This is a genomic window from Mesorhizobium sp. CA7, from assembly GCF_020165015.1.
GTDB lineage: Bacteria > Pseudomonadota > Alphaproteobacteria > Rhizobiales > Rhizobiaceae > Mesorhizobium.
This window is the reverse complement of the sequence record NZ_JAIUHH010000005.1, coordinates 71,941-86,496: the sequence shown is the minus strand read 5'-3', so window position 1 is coordinate 86,496 and position 14,556 is coordinate 71,941. Positions and strand designations below refer to the sequence as shown.

Below are 14,556 nucleotides of genomic sequence, written 5' to 3'. Positions count from 1 at the left end.
AGGCGGTCTCCTTCGACAGCTGCCCGATCGTTAAATATGTAGCGGATTACCTCAGCGTCCAGAAGAGTATTGACCCGCCATCCCTGTTGAGCGGCGAATATCTCTTTGTTCACAAGCGCAAAGGATAAGTGCCCCGGTCGTCATATCGTTGAAGCAGACAACGACGAAGTGCAGATTACGCTGAACGCCATCTTAAGTCAGCCTTAATACATTTCAGCGCGAGATTGGCGAGGCGCTTCCAATCAGTCCCGCTATTGGCGCCTGCGGGCGGGACTGACCTCATCAGGTCAGCGTTAACATGAAACGGTTCAAGGACATAAGTGTCGGCAGCAAGCTCACGCTGGGCTTTGGATTGGCACTGCTTTGCACCGTGACGGTCGGGGTATTTGGGGTCGCACAGCTGCGGTCGCTCAATAAGGTCACGAGCGAGATCACCGGAGTTTGGTTGCCCCAGGTGCAGATCGTCGACGAGATGAAGCGCAACCTTGCGGAGCACCGGCTCTACGCGACGCTGCGCATGCGTGCCGAAAACTCTCAGCAAATCGCTGACATCGACAAGGAGATGGCGAGAGAGAGCGAAGAAATGCTCCAAGATCGGCGCGCCTACCGCAGGAGCGCCGGATCACCCGCCGAGCAGGAGCTGTTCGATCAATTCGTCAACCTCTGGACGGCGTATCAAGATTCCCTGTCGTCGATCATTCCACTTCTCGATACCGCGGAGCGAACGAAGGCAGCTAACGAGTTCGAGGCGGTGTCGCTCCCCACGATTGCGGCGGCGGCTCAGCGGCTGGATGGCCTCTTGGCACTCACCAATCATCGCAGCAAGGCTGCCGCAGCCATCGCGGACCGCACCTACACCATCGCGCAGCGGCTCGTTTGGGCCGCGATCGCCTTTGCTGCCGTGTGCCTTGGCGTGCTTGTCGCCTGGATTCGCCATAATGTCAGCAAGCCGATCCTGGCCGTGAGCGAAGCGATGCACCGGTTGACGCGAGGGGAACACCGCTCGACGCTGGTTGCGCTCAGAAAGGATCGGCGCGACGAGGTCGGAATATTGTTCACGGCCTTTGCCGGCTACCGTGCCAGCCTGGAGCGCAGCATCGCCCTGGCTCGTGATGCCGAGTTGGAGCGGCAGAATCTGGCTGCCGCTGCCGCGAACATGCCTGTGGGCCTGTGTATGTTCGATGCCGGCCGACGGCTGGTTTTCTGCAATCAGGCCTATGCCGACTTCTATCGCCTGCCGGAGGCCCTGACCCACCCTGGTTCCCGGTGGGCCGATTTGATGCGTTTCCGGATTGCGGCGGGACTTTATGTAGGCCAGGACCCGGACAGATATCTGGAAGAGCTCTCGGCGACCATCGACCGCGCCGAGCGCGTCGTGAGCCTGGTGGAGCTCAGGGACGGGCGCACCATCGACCTCATTCATCAGCCGCTGCCGGGCGGCGGATGGCTCGCCACGCATCACGACGTGACCGACTTGCGGCGCAGCGAGGCTCGCATATCGCACATGGCTCGCCATGACGGGCTTACCGATCTTCCAAACCGGATATTGTTTCGCGAACGCGCCGAGGACGCCTTAGCCGAGATGGCTCGCAGAGATGGCAAGGTCGCCTTCCTTTGCCTCGATCTCGATCATTTCAAGACTGTCAACGACACGCTAGGGCATCCGGTCGGCGACGCCTTGCTCAAGGAGGTCGCCGCAAGGCTGAAGCAGATCGTGCGCGAGGACGACACTGTTGCCAGACTAGGTGGCGACGAGTTCGTGATCATTCAAAATGGGGTCGATCAGCCGGTCGAGGCCACCGCCCTTGCGCAACGCGTCATTGATGCGCTGAGCGCGCCTTATATCGCCGACGGCCATGGCGTCACCGTCAGCGCCAGCGTCGGCATCTCGATTGCGCCTGACGACGGCACAAACGCCGACCAGTTGCTCAAGAACGGCGACATGGCGCTCTATAGGGCAAAGGCGGAGGGTCGCAGAACATACAGGTTTTTCGAGCCGGACATGGATGCCCGCATGCAGGCGCGGCGGGTTCTCGAACTCGATCTGCGCGACGCGTTGGGACGGCAGCAGTTCGAGATCTACTACCAACCGCTCCTCAATCTCGAAAGCGGCGAGGTCAGCTGTTTCGAGGCGCTGTTGCGCTGGCATCACCCGACGCGGGGTATCGTTTCGCCGTCCGAGTTCATCCCCTTGGCCGAAGAGATCGGCCTGATTGTTCCGATTGGGGAATGGGTGATCAAGCAAGCCTGTCTCGACGCAGCAAGCTGGCCCGAAGGCATCAGGGTTGCCGTCAACCTGTCGCCGACGCAGTTTCGCAATGCCCGCTTGCTCTCGACGATTGTCGCAGCGTTGGATGCCTCGGGATTGCCCGCGAGCCGTCTCGAGCTTGAAATCACCGAGACCGTGCTGCTGGCCAACACCCAGGCCACTCTCGCGATGCTGCAACAGATCCACTTGCTGGGTGTCCATATCGCGATGGACGACTTCGGGACCGGATATTCGAGTTTGAGCTATCTGCGCTCGTTTCCGTTCGACAAGATCAAGATTGACCAGTCCTTCGTAAAGGACGCCGAGGATATCGACAGCTCCGTCGCCATCATCCGGGCCGTCACCAGCCTCGGCAACAGCCTTGGGATGCAGACCACCGCCGAAGGGATAGAGACGGCCGAGCAACTGGAACGGGTGCGAAGAGAAGGCTGCACGGAAGCGCAAGGCTTCCTGTTCAGTCGGCCACTACCGGCTCGGGAGATCCCCGCGATGCTGGAGCGCACACGTTCCGTCGTGGCCGGCGACATCAGCGAGCTTGCGCCCGAAACGACAGGCGAGCGGAAGAAAGAACAGGTCTCCGCCGGCCGGCTTGGCAGGAGTGCGTCTGCCCGGGGTTGACTGAAGTCGGCAAGATGCCCCGCGCAGAGAACAAACCTGCTCGCGGGTACTTGCATAGCCAACGCACTGGCTCATATCGGCGGGTCCTAATGAACGCGCCGGCGCGGCCGTGAGGCCGAAGCCGACGGTGTCATCCGGAATAGGCTCTGACGGGCTGCGGTTCGCAGGTCAGAGGGAAACCGATAGTCCGCCGTCAACCGCCAGCACATGTCCATTGATGTAACCGGCAGCGTTAGAGGCGAGAAACACCACGGCTCCACCGAGTTCCTCAGGCTTGGCCCAGCGGCCTGCTGGGGTTCGTGCCTCGACCCATTTGGTGAAAGCCTCGTCGTTGATAAGCGCAGTATTGAGCTCGGTGGCGAAATAGCCGGGGGCGATCGCGTTGATTGTTATGCCGTGACGGCCCATCTCGGCGGCGGCGGAGCGCGTCAGTCCATGCAGGCCCGCCTTTGCCGCCACATAGGCGTGAATGGTGGGACGGCCAAGGATCGCCGCAACCGATCCAGTGTTTATGATGCGGCCGAATTTGTTCGGCAGCATCAGACGCACTGCATCACGCATCATGCGAAAGCAGGCCGACAGATTGACGGCAATCACGCGGTCGAAATCCTCGTCCTCCCATTCGACCAAAGGCCTGCGATGCTGGATGCCGGCGTTGTTGATCAGAATATCGAGGCGGCCGTGGCGTTCGACGATTGCTTGGAGCGCCGCCCTTGAGACCGCCGCGTCGGCAACGTCGAACGGCAGGGCTTCGGCCCCGATGCTTTCTGCCGCCGCGGAGAGGGCGTTCGTGCCGCGGGCGTTGACGATTACCGTCGCACCGTTTTCCGCAAGTGCTTTGGCCATGGCGAAGCCGAGGCCGCGCGAAGCACCCGTGACCAATGCGACACGGCCCTTGAGCGAGAACAATTCCGACATTGAAGCCCCTGGAGCGAGATGAGAATGCTTCAATCTAGCCGCATCTCGCTTCAACGAACGGGCGGGAGTTACCTCCCGCCCAAAAAACCCTATTTGGCGACGCAGGTATCCGCCGTCTGCGGAGTGCAGACGTCGAGGCCGGTGTAGGTCGGGTCAGCCGGCGGAGCCTTGCCGTCCTTCATATCCTTCAATGCCATCATCGTCTTGTAGCCCATTTCGAACGGCCGCTGGCCGACCTGGCCAAGGGAGAGACCTTCCTTCATCTGATCGATCTGGACGGGAAGCGTGTCGGCGACGACAAGGGCCAGGGCCTTCGAGGCGATCTTGTCCTTGTACGGGGCTACCGCAGCTCGGTTGGCATCTGGGATGAACTGCGGGAAGCCACCCGTTGGGATGAATGCGTCGAGGTTCGGGTTTTTCCCCATGATGTCCTCGAATTGCTGCACCGAAAGCGGGAAATCATCGTTGGTATAGAGCGGACAGCCTTCGATTTCGGTCCAGCCATTCTGGCCCGTCAGCCGATCCCCGGGCGAGGCTGCCGATTTGGTGCCCGAAAGCGTATCGCGAATGCCCTGCATGCGCTCGTTGTGGTTGGCCGCCGCCGCGCCGCCCGACTGGATACAGATCGTGCCGCCCTTGGGCTTAATCTGCATGGCAAGCTTGGCAAGGTTCACGCCGATCTCATAATTGTGGGTCCCGATATAGGCGGCGCGAAGATCCTTGTTCTCGGGCAGGAGGTCGGAATCCCAGGTGAGGACCGGGATGCCGGCTTCCTTGGCGGCCTGCAGCGCGACTGCCATCGCCGCGGCATTCGATGGCGACACGGCGATGCCGTCCACCTTCTTGGCAACGAGGTCCTGCACGATCTGTACCTGCTCGTCGCCGCCGCCATGCTCTCCGGGGCCAATATACATGCACTCCAGGGCCCCATTCGATTCGGCTTCGGCTTTCTTGCAGCCGTCGCGTGCCTGGTCGAAGAAAGGATTGTTCATGTTCTTCGGCACCAGGGCGAAGGTGTATTTCGCCTGGGCGCCGGAAACGGCGAGCACCATTGCGCCAAGCGCCACGGCCGCCGTCAACAGATGTTTTCTCATGGGACGTTCTCCTCCTTGGTGTGATCCCGCAGGCCTCCCGCCGGCGGGTTTCTAACGGCTTCGTTTGGGCATCAAGGCTGCCAGCGACGCTGCGAGCATCGATCTGCCGCCGGTTTGCATGCCCAAAAGAACCGCAAGAACGATGAAGGCGCCCACGAAGGCGCCCTGCCAATTTGAATCGATGCCGGCCATCAGCAGTGCATTCCTGATCACCTCGAGGAAGGCCGAACCGATTATCGCGCCGAACGCCGTGCCGGCGCCGCCCATGAGGCTGGCTCCGCCAATGACTGTAGCGGCGATCACGCGCAGCTCATAACCTTGGCCCATGGCGTTGATGGCCGAGCCGTTGTAACCAAGCAGCAGCAGCGAGGCGAGCGAGGCGGTGAAAGCCGAGAAGACATAGGCCTGGAATTTGATCCAGTCGACCGGCACGCCGGTAAGCCGGGCGGCCTCCTCGTTACCACCGATGGCGAAGAGATGTCGGGCCCAGGCGGTGAAATTGAACACGAAGCCGACGATCAGGGCCAGAATCACCATAGTCCAAAACTGCGATGACAGTCCCGGTATCCAGTGGGGTGCCCAGTCCTGCGGCCCATGCAGCGGCCATCTCGCCTGACCGATCGCCTTCACGATCGGAGCATCGGGCCCGAACTGGTAGAGCATCTGGTTGGCCGAGAACACGACCGCCAGCGAACGCGCCACGGACAGCATCCCGAGGGTGACCACGAAGGACGGCATTCCGACATAAGCAACAAAGAACCCGTTGACCGCGCCGCAGGCCAGACCGGAGAAAAGGCCGATGGCGAAGGCGACGTACCAAGGATAGTGCCAGGTCAGGAACAGGCCGGCGACGATGGCCACCAGGCCCATGATCGAGCCGACCGACAGATCGATGCCACCGGTGATGATTACCACCGTCATGCCGAGCGCCATGAGGCCGAAAGGTGCGAAGTTGCGCGTGACGTTGGCGACGTTTTCGGAGGTGCCGAAGCTCGGCTCGATGGCTGTCATCAATATGACGAGAGCAATGAGCGCGATTGTCACCCAGAATGGCTGACTTGAAACCACACGCTGCAGTGCCGTCTTCTCCTTGGTCGGGATGAAGTCCGCCATGGCCGGGCGGCTGGTTTCCACGAGCGACTCCCTGACGCTAACCGACTGCCGAGCACTATTCGCCACGGATGGCCCCCGTTATTAGTCCGGTGATTTCCTCGGGCGAGGTGTTGTCGACCTGCTTGTCGGCAACCTTCGAACCTCGCCTCAGCACGATGATACGATCTGCGACGGCGAAAACGTCAGGCATGCGGTGGCTGATCAACATGACCCCGACCCCTTGCGCCTTGAGGCGTCGGATCAGTTCGAGCACTTCCGCCACCTGGCGTACGGAGATTGCGGCGGTCGGCTCGTCCATCAACACCAGCTTGGCGTTCGAAAGCCGGGTTCGTGCGATGGCTACCGCTTGGCGCTGCCCACCCGACATCTTCCTGACCAGGTCGCGCGGTCGGGTTTCCGATTTGAGTTCTTCGAACAGCGCTGCCGAGCGGTCGATCATCGCCTGCTTATTGAGCACCCTGATCGGCCAGAAGCCCTTCTTGATCTCACGGCCAAGAAAGACGTTCTGCGCGGCCGTTAGATTGTCGGCGAGCGCCAGGTCCTGATAGACGACTTCGATTCCTTTAGCACGCGCTTGGACGGGTTTGTGGAATTGACAAACCTCGCCGTCCACTACGATTTCGCCGACGTTCGGCGGGAAGTTCCCGGCCACTGTCTTGACTATCGTCGACTTGCCGGCGCCGTTGTCCCCCATGAGACCCACGACTTCGCCCCGCTCTACCTGGAAGCTGACGTCGGTCAGGGCCTGGATGGCTCCAAAGTTCTTGGAAACATGGCGAACTTCAAGCACCGGCATCGCGGTCCTCCCCGGACAACATTGCCAACCTTGTCCCGGACTTATGCAAGACAGCTAATCAGCGAAACGCATTCAACACAATCATTATTAGATCAGGATTTTGGGGGGCGTTAGAGCAAGGGTGCGACTTGGGTCCACCACCTTCGCAGAGATCAACGGGCAGCTCGCTGACTTTTCAGCGCCAGATAGGTATCCGACGGCGGCAAGGAGACCAATCTGGCGCTCTCGCTGAACTTCCCGTATCGCTGCTCCAGCGCTTCGGCAATGTGTTCGCACTGGTGACGCGGAGACGGATGCGTGCGCTCTGCGGATCGACCCTCAGGACGGCTTGTCGTCAGGGTGGCCAAGCTCGCAGAACCAGCCGCCGAGATATTTCACTGACGGTCTTTTCGGATCGGGAACCGGCGTCTTCGCCTCGACGGCGGCGCGGAATGGCTCGGCGCTGTCCTGTGGGATAAATCCCAGATGGTTCGCGCCGCTGTTGTCGACCATCTTCAGCTTGTTATCGGAAATGCCGTAAGAGATGGTGTGGCCGACGCGCGGCGCGGTCAGCGATGCCTCGACCAGGCGCACGCAATCGGCAAAGGATAGGTACGACCACAGCATACGGCGGTCGGCCGGCTCAGGGAAGGACGAGAAGATGCGCAGGCATACCGTCTCGATGCCGAACTTGTCCCAATAGAGCCGGCTGAGACTCTCGACAAAGTTTTTCGACACGCCGTAGAGGCTGTCGGGACGCACCGGCGCGTCGACACCGATATGCGCCTCGACCTCGTGGTAGCCGATGGCATGCACCGACGAGGCGTAGATGACGCGCTTGACGCCATGTTTCCGGGCGCCTTCATAGATGTGGTAGGAGCCGCGGATGCTGGAATCGAGGATGGTCTGCCACTCGCATTCGAGCGGCGCGCCGCCGAAATGCACGATCGCGTCGCAGTCCTTGGTCGCGGCGATCGTGGCTTCCATGTCGGCGAGATCGAAAACCGCTTCCTCTTCGTGAGGCGCGAGATCGCCGAACGGGTGGCGCCCTGCCAGGCGAATCGTCTTGGCCAGCGGCACCAGCCCCTTGCGCAGCTCCGATCCAAGCCGGCCGGCGGCGCCGGTGATCAGGATACGTTCGTAATGCGGCATCGTTTACTCCACTTGCGAGACGGCGGTATTGATCCGCGAGATCGCCTCGGCCAGCACCTCTTCGCTGGTCGCGGTCGAGATGCGGAAATAGGGTGACAGTCCGTAGGCGACGCCGGGCACCGACGCCACCCGGCCTTCACTCAGCAGGTAATTCGCAACCGCGGTATCGTCTTCCAGCACGACGCCCTTCGGGGTCTTGCGGCCGATCAGGCTGGCGCAGCCGATATAGGCATAGAAGGCACCTTCCGGCGGCGACAGCGTCAGCCCGTTGATCTTCCCGATGCCGTCCACGACCAGATCGCGGCGCCTCTCGAAAGCCTGGCGGAAGCGCGCGACTTCGTCCTGCGGACCGTTGAGCGCGGCTACGGTCGCGGCCTGCGCGATCGAGCACACCGAGGTGCAGGACTGGCTCTGGATCGTCGACATCGCCTTGACGAGCGGCGCGGGTCCCGCCGCGTAACCGACGCGCCACCCGGTCATCGCGTAGGATTTCGAGACGCCGTTGACGATCAGCGTGCGGTCCTTGAGCTCGGGGCAGGCCTTGCCGAAGGAAACGAACTCGCGCCCGTCGAACAGGATGTGCTCGTAGATCTCGTCGGAGAGGACGAGCACTTGCGGGTGCATGGCTAGAATGGCGCCGAGTGCGCGCAAATCCGACTCCGAATAGACCGCGCCGGATGGATTACCCGGCATGTTGAGGAAGAGCCATTTCGTCCTCGGCGTGATTGCCTTTTCCAAGAGCGCTGGCGTCAGCCGGAAACCGGTGGTCTCCGGGCATTCGACGACGACCGGCGTGCCGCCGAGCAGCTTCACCATTTCGGGATAGGAGACGAAGTAGGGCGCCGGCAGGATTGCTTCGTCGCCCGTCTCCAGCGTTGCCATCAGCGCGTTGAAGATGATCTGCTTGGCGCCGTTGGCCACCACGATGTCATCGGCCGTGTAGTCCAGGCCGTTCTCGCGTCGGAATTTGCCGGCCACAGCCTGGCGCACCTCGGCCGTGCCGGCAGCGGCGGTGTAGAGGGTTTGTCCCGCTTTCGCCGCGAAATGCGCGGCATCGATGATGTGGAGGGGCGTCGGAAAGTCGGGCTCGCCCAGGCCGAGATCGATCACGTCCACGCCCCTGGCGCGTAGCGCCTTGGCGGCCTGCGAAGCGGCCATCGAGGCCGAAGGCTTCACCACCGAAAGGCGCGAGGCAATATAGCTCATCAGTCGTTCTCCGTGATGTAACCCTTGGACCGATCATTGGCTCGTGCGGCCGCACGGCGTTTGGCCGGATCGCCATAGCCGCCGCCGCCGGGCAGTTCGAGGATCAGCCGGCGTCCCGCCGGCACATGCTGCCAGCCCTTGGGCCGCATCTTCGTGCCGTCGTCGAGCTTGACCACGCCGGCAGTGCCCGGCTTGCCGCCGTTACGGCCGTGGGCCGGATGATTGACCCGGTCGAACATGGCCGAGAAGTCGAATTCGTGGCCGTCGGTCGCTGCGATCTCGATGATCTGGCCGAGGCCGCCGCGGAATTCGCCGTCGCCGCCGGAGTTAGGGCGCAGCTCCTTACGCCAGATTACGATCGGGCCAGTATGTTCCGTCGCTTCGATCGGCATCGTGTGCACGCCGGACGGAAAGGCCGTCGCCGACAAGCCGTCGAGTTCGGGGCGGGCGCCCATGCCGCCAGAGTTGAACATCAGCACCTCGGCGCGGCGGCCGGATCCGCCTGCAACCGGGCGTGCCGAAATGTGGATGTTCCAGAGAGCACCGGCGCCTTCGGCGAGGATCTTGCCAGGCAGCGCCTTGGCGAAGGCGCCCAGCACGAGATCGGGCACCATGTGGCCAAAAATATGCCTGAGCGCCACCGGCGCCGGTCGCACGGCGTTCAGAATGTTGACCGGTGAGGATACGGTGAAGAAGGCAAGCGAGGCGGCGTTGTTCGGGATGTCGGGCGCCACCATGCATTTCAGCGCATAGCAGGCGTAAGCCTTGCTGTAGATGATCGGACAGTTGATGCCCCAGCGGCTCATCGGATCTGTGCCGGTGAAATCGACTTCGACATGGTCGTCGCGGACCGAGACCGTCGCTGCGAGCTTGACCGACTCGTCATAACCGTCGGTCACCAGCTCGTTCGACCAGCTTCCCTTCGGTAGCGCCTCGATGCGCTCGAGCATCGCGTCGCGGGTGCGCGAGAAGATGAAGTCGCCGAGCCCGTCGAGCGAGGTGAGGCCGATCTCCTTCATCATGTCGACGAGGCGGCGATGGCCGACCTCGTTGCAGGCTGCAAGCGAATAGAAATCGCCGACGACCTGGTTGGGCTCGCGGACATTGGCGCGCAGGATGCGGACGAGGTCGAGATTGACCTTGCCCTTCTCGGCGAACTTCATGATCGGGATCTGGATGCCTTCCTCATAGACCGACTTGCCGTCGGCGCCGAAGCCGCGGCCCCCAACATCGACGACATGTGCGGTACAGGCGAAGAAGGCGACGAGCTCGCCGTTGAGGAAGGACGGCGAGACCATGGTGATGTCGTGCAGGTGGCCGGTGCCGAGCCAGGGATCGTTGGTGACGTAAGTGTCGCCCTCGAACATTTGATCGCGCGGGATCTCGTTCATGAAATGCAGCACGGCTTCGGCCATAGTGTTGACGTGGCCGGGCGTGCCCGTCACCGCCTGCGCCAGCATCTGGCCACGCGGATCGAACACGCCGGCCGACAGGTCCCCGGATTCGCGCACCGAGGTGGAGAAGGCGGTGCGCAGCAGGGTGAGCGCCTGTTCCTCGACCACCGAGATCAACCGGTTCCACATGACCTGCATGCGGATTTCGCCAATATCGCTCATGCCTGGCTGCCTTTGCGGATCAGGAGGATCGCGCCGTCGCTCTGGATAACGGCATCGAAGCTGGTGGTGACGACGGTCGATGTCTCCCGTTCGACGATGACGGCCGGGCCAGCGATGCGATCGCCGGGGCACAGCGCTTCGCGTTCGATGATGCCGTAGCTCTGCGGCGCCCCCGTTGCCGGATCGAATACCGCGCGGGTCGTCGTCGGTTGGCTGGTCTTCTTGCCTGCGGTGAGCTCGTGCCTGGTGCCGGCCGGACGAATATCGGTCGCCTTCACCGACCAGGTGACGATCTCAATCTCCAGCCCGTCGAGCCCGTCGATGGCGCGGCCGAAGAAGCGCTGATAGCTGGTCTCGAACAGCGCCTTGAGCCTGGCGGCCGCATCGTCGCCGAACGGCTCGTCCGATACCGGCACGGGGATTTCCCAGCCCTGGCCGGCATAGCGCATGAAGGCGGTGATCTCGCAGACGATCTGGCCACTGGCGCCGGTGCGGACAAAGCCTTCGGCGGAGGCTTTGAGATCGGAGAGCAGGGCGTTGACTTCGGCCGGCTTGAAGCGCGAAAGGCGCGTCAGTTTCGAGGCCAGCGCCTCGTAGCCGAACGGCGCCTTGAGGAAACCGATCGCCGATCCAACGCCGGCGCCGCGCGGCACGATGCACTGATCGATGCCGAGCTTTTCGCAAAGCCTTGCCGCATGCAGAGGCGCTGCGCCGCCAAAGGCGATCATCAGATTGTCGGAAATGTTCTTGCCGTTCTCAACGGCGTGTACGCGGGCGGCGTTGGCCATGTTCTCGTCCACCACCTCGCAGATGCCGAAGGCGGTCGATATGGCATCCAGCGACAGGCGCTCGCCGACATCGCGCAGGATCGCCTGCTCGGAAGCGGAGATGTCCAGCTTGATCGCGCCACCGGCGAAATTGTGCGGATCAAGCTTGCCGAGCACCAAGTCGGCGTCGGTGATCGCCGGGCGCTTACCGCCGCGGCCATAGCAGGCCGGGCCAGGTTCCGAGCCGGCGCTCTCCGGTCCGGTCTGGATGCGGCCCATAGCGTCCACCCAGGCGATCGAGCCGCCGCCGGCGCCGATCTCGATCATCTCGATCACGGGGATCGAGATCGGCATGCCGGAGCCCTTGGAGAAGCGATAGGTGCGCGCCACTTCGAACGTTCTCGCCGTACGCGGCGCAAAATCCTCGATCAGGCAGATCTTGGCGGTGGTTCCGCCCATGTCATAGGAGACGACCTTCTCCAGGCCGAAGCGCCGAGCGATGTCGGCGGCAAAAATGGCGCCGCCCGCGGGACCGGACTCGACCAGCCGGACAGGGAATTCAGAAGCAGTTTCCACCGAGATCAGGCCGCCGCCGGAATGGATCATGAAGACCGGGCACTCGGCGCCCATGTCCTTGAGCCGCGTCTGCAGGCGGGCGAGGTAGTCGGCCATCTGCGGCCGCACATAGGCGTTGGCGCAGACCGTATTGAAGCGCTCGAACTCGCGCATCTGCGGCGAGACCTCGGCGCTGATCGAGATCGGGATGGTGAGCTTGCGAGCGAGGATCTGGCGCGCCCGGCGCTCGTGGTCGGGGTTGGCGTAAGCGTGGATGAAGCCGATCGCCACCGAGCCGAAATTGCCAGCCAAGATCTTCTCGGCGATTGCTTCCAGCGCCGCTTCGTCGAGCGGCTGCAGTTCCTGGCCCTCGGCGCCGATGCGGCCCTTGACGGTGAAACGATCTTCACGCGGGATCAGCGGCGTCGGCAGCTGCAGGTTCAGATCATACTGCTCGAACCGGTTCTCCGTCCGCATCTCGATCACATCGCGAAAGCCTTCCGTCGTGACGAGCGCGGTCCTGGCGCCGCGCCGCTCGATCAGCGCATTGGTGGCGAGCGTCGTGCCGTGGATGATGATGCCGATCTCGGCTGCCGAAATTCCGGCATCGCGGACGACGACGTCGATGCCGTCGAGGATCGCCTGCTCGGGCGCCGAATAATTGGTCAGCACCTTGGTCGAAAACATCGTTCCCCTGACATCGAGGGCGATGTCGGTGAAGGTGCCACCGATGTCCGCGCCGAGGCGGATGTCGTCTGATCTGGAGGTCATGCCGTGGCCTTCTGCGAAGCGAGTGCTGCGTCGCGCATCTGGGAAAGGGTCTGCCGGGGCGTGAGCGCTTCGGGCGAGATGGCGATGTCGAGAACGGCGCCGGTCGCAGATTGCTGGGCCCGCCGGAACGCCGCCGCGAAATGCCCGGTGCTTTCGACGCGCTCGGCGTGAAAACCATAGGCCCTTGCCAGCGCCACGAAGTCCGGGTTTTCCAGCGAGGTGCCGGAGACGCGGGCCGGATAGTTGCGTTCCTGATGCGCGCGGATCGTGCCGTATATGCCGTTGTTGATGATGAGCACGATTGGCTGCGCGCCTGCCTGCATAGCCGTGCCGAGCTCCTGGCAGTTCATCTGGAAGTCGCCGTCGCCGGCAAAGCATACGACTGTGCGCTGCGGAAACGCGACTTTCGCGGCGATGGCTGCGGGCAGGCCATAGCCCATGGCACCGGATTGCGGGGCAAGCAGCCGCGCGTCCGGCCCGAACTTGAAGAACTTGTTCGGCCAGACCGTGAAATTGCCGGCGCCGTTGGTGAGGATGACGTCGGCCGGCAAGGTCTCGCGCAACCAGGCGGTGACCGCGACCATGTCGACCGGGCCGGGCTGGACGGGTGCCGCGAATGTGGCTTCATAGGCCTTGCGCGCCGCCGCGCGCCAGTTGGCCCAGCCACCTTTCACCGGCGTCAGCGCCTTGGCGAAAGCGTTCGGTCCGGCATGGACGCCGATCGCGGGCACGTAGATCTTGCCGATTTCGCGGTCGGAGCCGTGCACATGGATCAGCTTCTGGCGCGGCACCGGAACGTCGAGCAGCGTGTAGCCGTCGGTCGTCATCTCGCCGAAGCGGACATTGACGGCGAGGATCACATCCGCGTCGTGGATCAACGTCTTGACATGCGCCACCATGCCGACGCCGGCTTCGCCAACGAAGACTGACGAATGGTTGTCGAACTGGTCCTGGTAGCGGAAGGCGGCAATGACGGGGATGTCGGAAGCCTCGGCGAAGGCCTGGAGCGCGGCGCGTCCATTTGTCGTCCAGTTGGCCCCGCCTATCAGCAGCACCGGCCTCTCGGCCGCAGCCAGCATCTCAAGCGCCGACGAAAGGGCATCCTGCGACGGAGCGGCTTCGAAAATCGAAGCAGGGCCGCTGAGCGGCGCGGCCTCGGTCGAGGTCGTCAGCATGTCTTCGGGCAGCGCGACGACGACGGGGCCGGGCCGGCCGGTCAAGGCGGTGGTCCAGGCGCGCGCCAAGATTTCAGGCAGGCGCTCAACGTCCTCGATCTCGACCGCCCATTTGGCGACGGTGCCGTAGACGGCGCGGTAGTCGATCTCCTGGAAGGCCTCGCGGCCCTTCATATCGGTGCCGACCTGGCCGACGAAGAGGATCATCGGCGAACTATCCTGCATCGCGGTGTGAATGCCGATGCTGGCATTGGTCACGCCTGGGCCGCGGGTCACTAAGCAGATGCCGGGCGATCCCGTCAGCTTGCCGTAGGCCGAGGCCATGAACGCCGCGCCGCCTTCATTGCGGCAAAGCACATAGTCCAGCCTGCCCTTGGTATCGTGCAGCGCGTCGAGAACGGCGAGATAGCTTTCGCCGGGCACGCCAAAGCTCTTGGTCGCGCCCAAGGCGATCAGGCATTCGACAAGAAGGCGACCGCCATTGCGGACCATGCTTCGACATCCTCTTAAGCCGGTGGCAAGCGGAC

At 63.0% G+C, this 14,556-nt stretch carries 10 protein-coding genes; 1 reads left to right on the top strand and 9 read right to left on the bottom strand.

The window, feature by feature from the left end; genetic code table 11:
* Nucleotides 1–298: 298 nt before the first annotated feature.
* Nucleotides 299–2,887 (top strand): EAL domain-containing protein, encoded by a 2,589-nt coding sequence (locus tag LB552_RS12730; RefSeq protein ID WP_224606255.1) that lies wholly within the window; start codon nucleotides 299–301, stop codon nucleotides 2,885–2,887.
* Between the two features lie 168 nt (nucleotides 2,888–3,055).
* On the opposite strand, the gene LB552_RS12725 is transcribed toward LB552_RS12730, so the two are convergent.
* The 9 genes from LB552_RS12725 to LB552_RS12685 all read right to left on the bottom strand — a co-directional run bounded on the left by LB552_RS12725 (nucleotide 3,056) and on the right by LB552_RS12685 (nucleotide 14,521).
* Nucleotides 3,056–3,805, bottom strand: coding sequence for a glucose 1-dehydrogenase (locus LB552_RS12725; RefSeq protein WP_224606252.1), 750 nt, complete (start codon nucleotides 3,803–3,805; stop codon nucleotides 3,056–3,058).
* 89 nt (nucleotides 3,806–3,894) lie between these two features.
* Complete coding sequence (locus LB552_RS12720; RefSeq protein ID WP_224523067.1) at nucleotides 3,895–4,899, bottom strand: sugar-binding protein; 1,005 nt, start codon at nucleotides 4,897–4,899, stop codon at nucleotides 3,895–3,897.
* A 51-nt stretch (nucleotides 4,900–4,950) separates the two neighbouring features.
* Entirely contained in the window at nucleotides 4,951–6,033 is a 1,083-nt protein-coding gene (locus LB552_RS12715) for an ABC transporter permease (RefSeq protein ID WP_224606249.1), read from the bottom strand.
* Nucleotides 6,034–6,067: 34 nt separating this feature from the next.
* The gene (locus tag LB552_RS12710) at nucleotides 6,068–6,808 is read right to left on the bottom strand and encodes an ATP-binding cassette domain-containing protein (protein WP_224606246.1); all 741 of its coding nucleotides are present in this window, start codon (nucleotides 6,806–6,808) and stop codon (nucleotides 6,068–6,070) included.
* A 318-nt stretch (nucleotides 6,809–7,126) separates the two neighbouring features.
* The gene (locus LB552_RS12705) at nucleotides 7,127–7,939 is read right to left on the bottom strand and encodes an NAD-dependent epimerase/dehydratase family protein (RefSeq protein WP_224542954.1); all 813 of its coding nucleotides are present in this window, start codon (nucleotides 7,937–7,939) and stop codon (nucleotides 7,127–7,129) included.
* Nucleotides 7,940–7,942: 3 nt separating this feature from the next.
* Nucleotides 7,943–9,145, bottom strand: a complete 1,203-nt coding sequence (locus LB552_RS12700) for a pyridoxal phosphate-dependent aminotransferase (protein ID WP_224606243.1) — start codon at nucleotides 9,143–9,145, stop codon at nucleotides 7,943–7,945.
* A complete protein-coding gene (locus LB552_RS12695; protein ID WP_224606240.1) occupies nucleotides 9,145–10,761 on the bottom strand; it encodes a hydantoinase B/oxoprolinase family protein in 1,617 nt (538 codons plus the stop codon). The genes LB552_RS12700 and LB552_RS12695 overlap by 1 nt, the downstream gene beginning before the upstream one ends.
* A complete protein-coding gene (locus LB552_RS12690; protein WP_224606221.1) occupies nucleotides 10,758–12,854 on the bottom strand; it encodes a hydantoinase/oxoprolinase family protein in 2,097 nt (698 codons plus the stop codon). The genes LB552_RS12695 and LB552_RS12690 overlap by 4 nt, the downstream gene beginning before the upstream one ends.
* Nucleotides 12,851–14,521: a thiamine pyrophosphate-binding protein gene (locus tag LB552_RS12685; protein ID WP_224606218.1), complete on the bottom strand. Its 1,671-nt coding sequence runs from the start codon at nucleotides 14,519–14,521 to the stop codon at nucleotides 12,851–12,853. The genes LB552_RS12690 and LB552_RS12685 overlap by 4 nt, the downstream gene beginning before the upstream one ends.
* Nucleotides 14,522–14,556 lie beyond the last annotated feature (35 nt).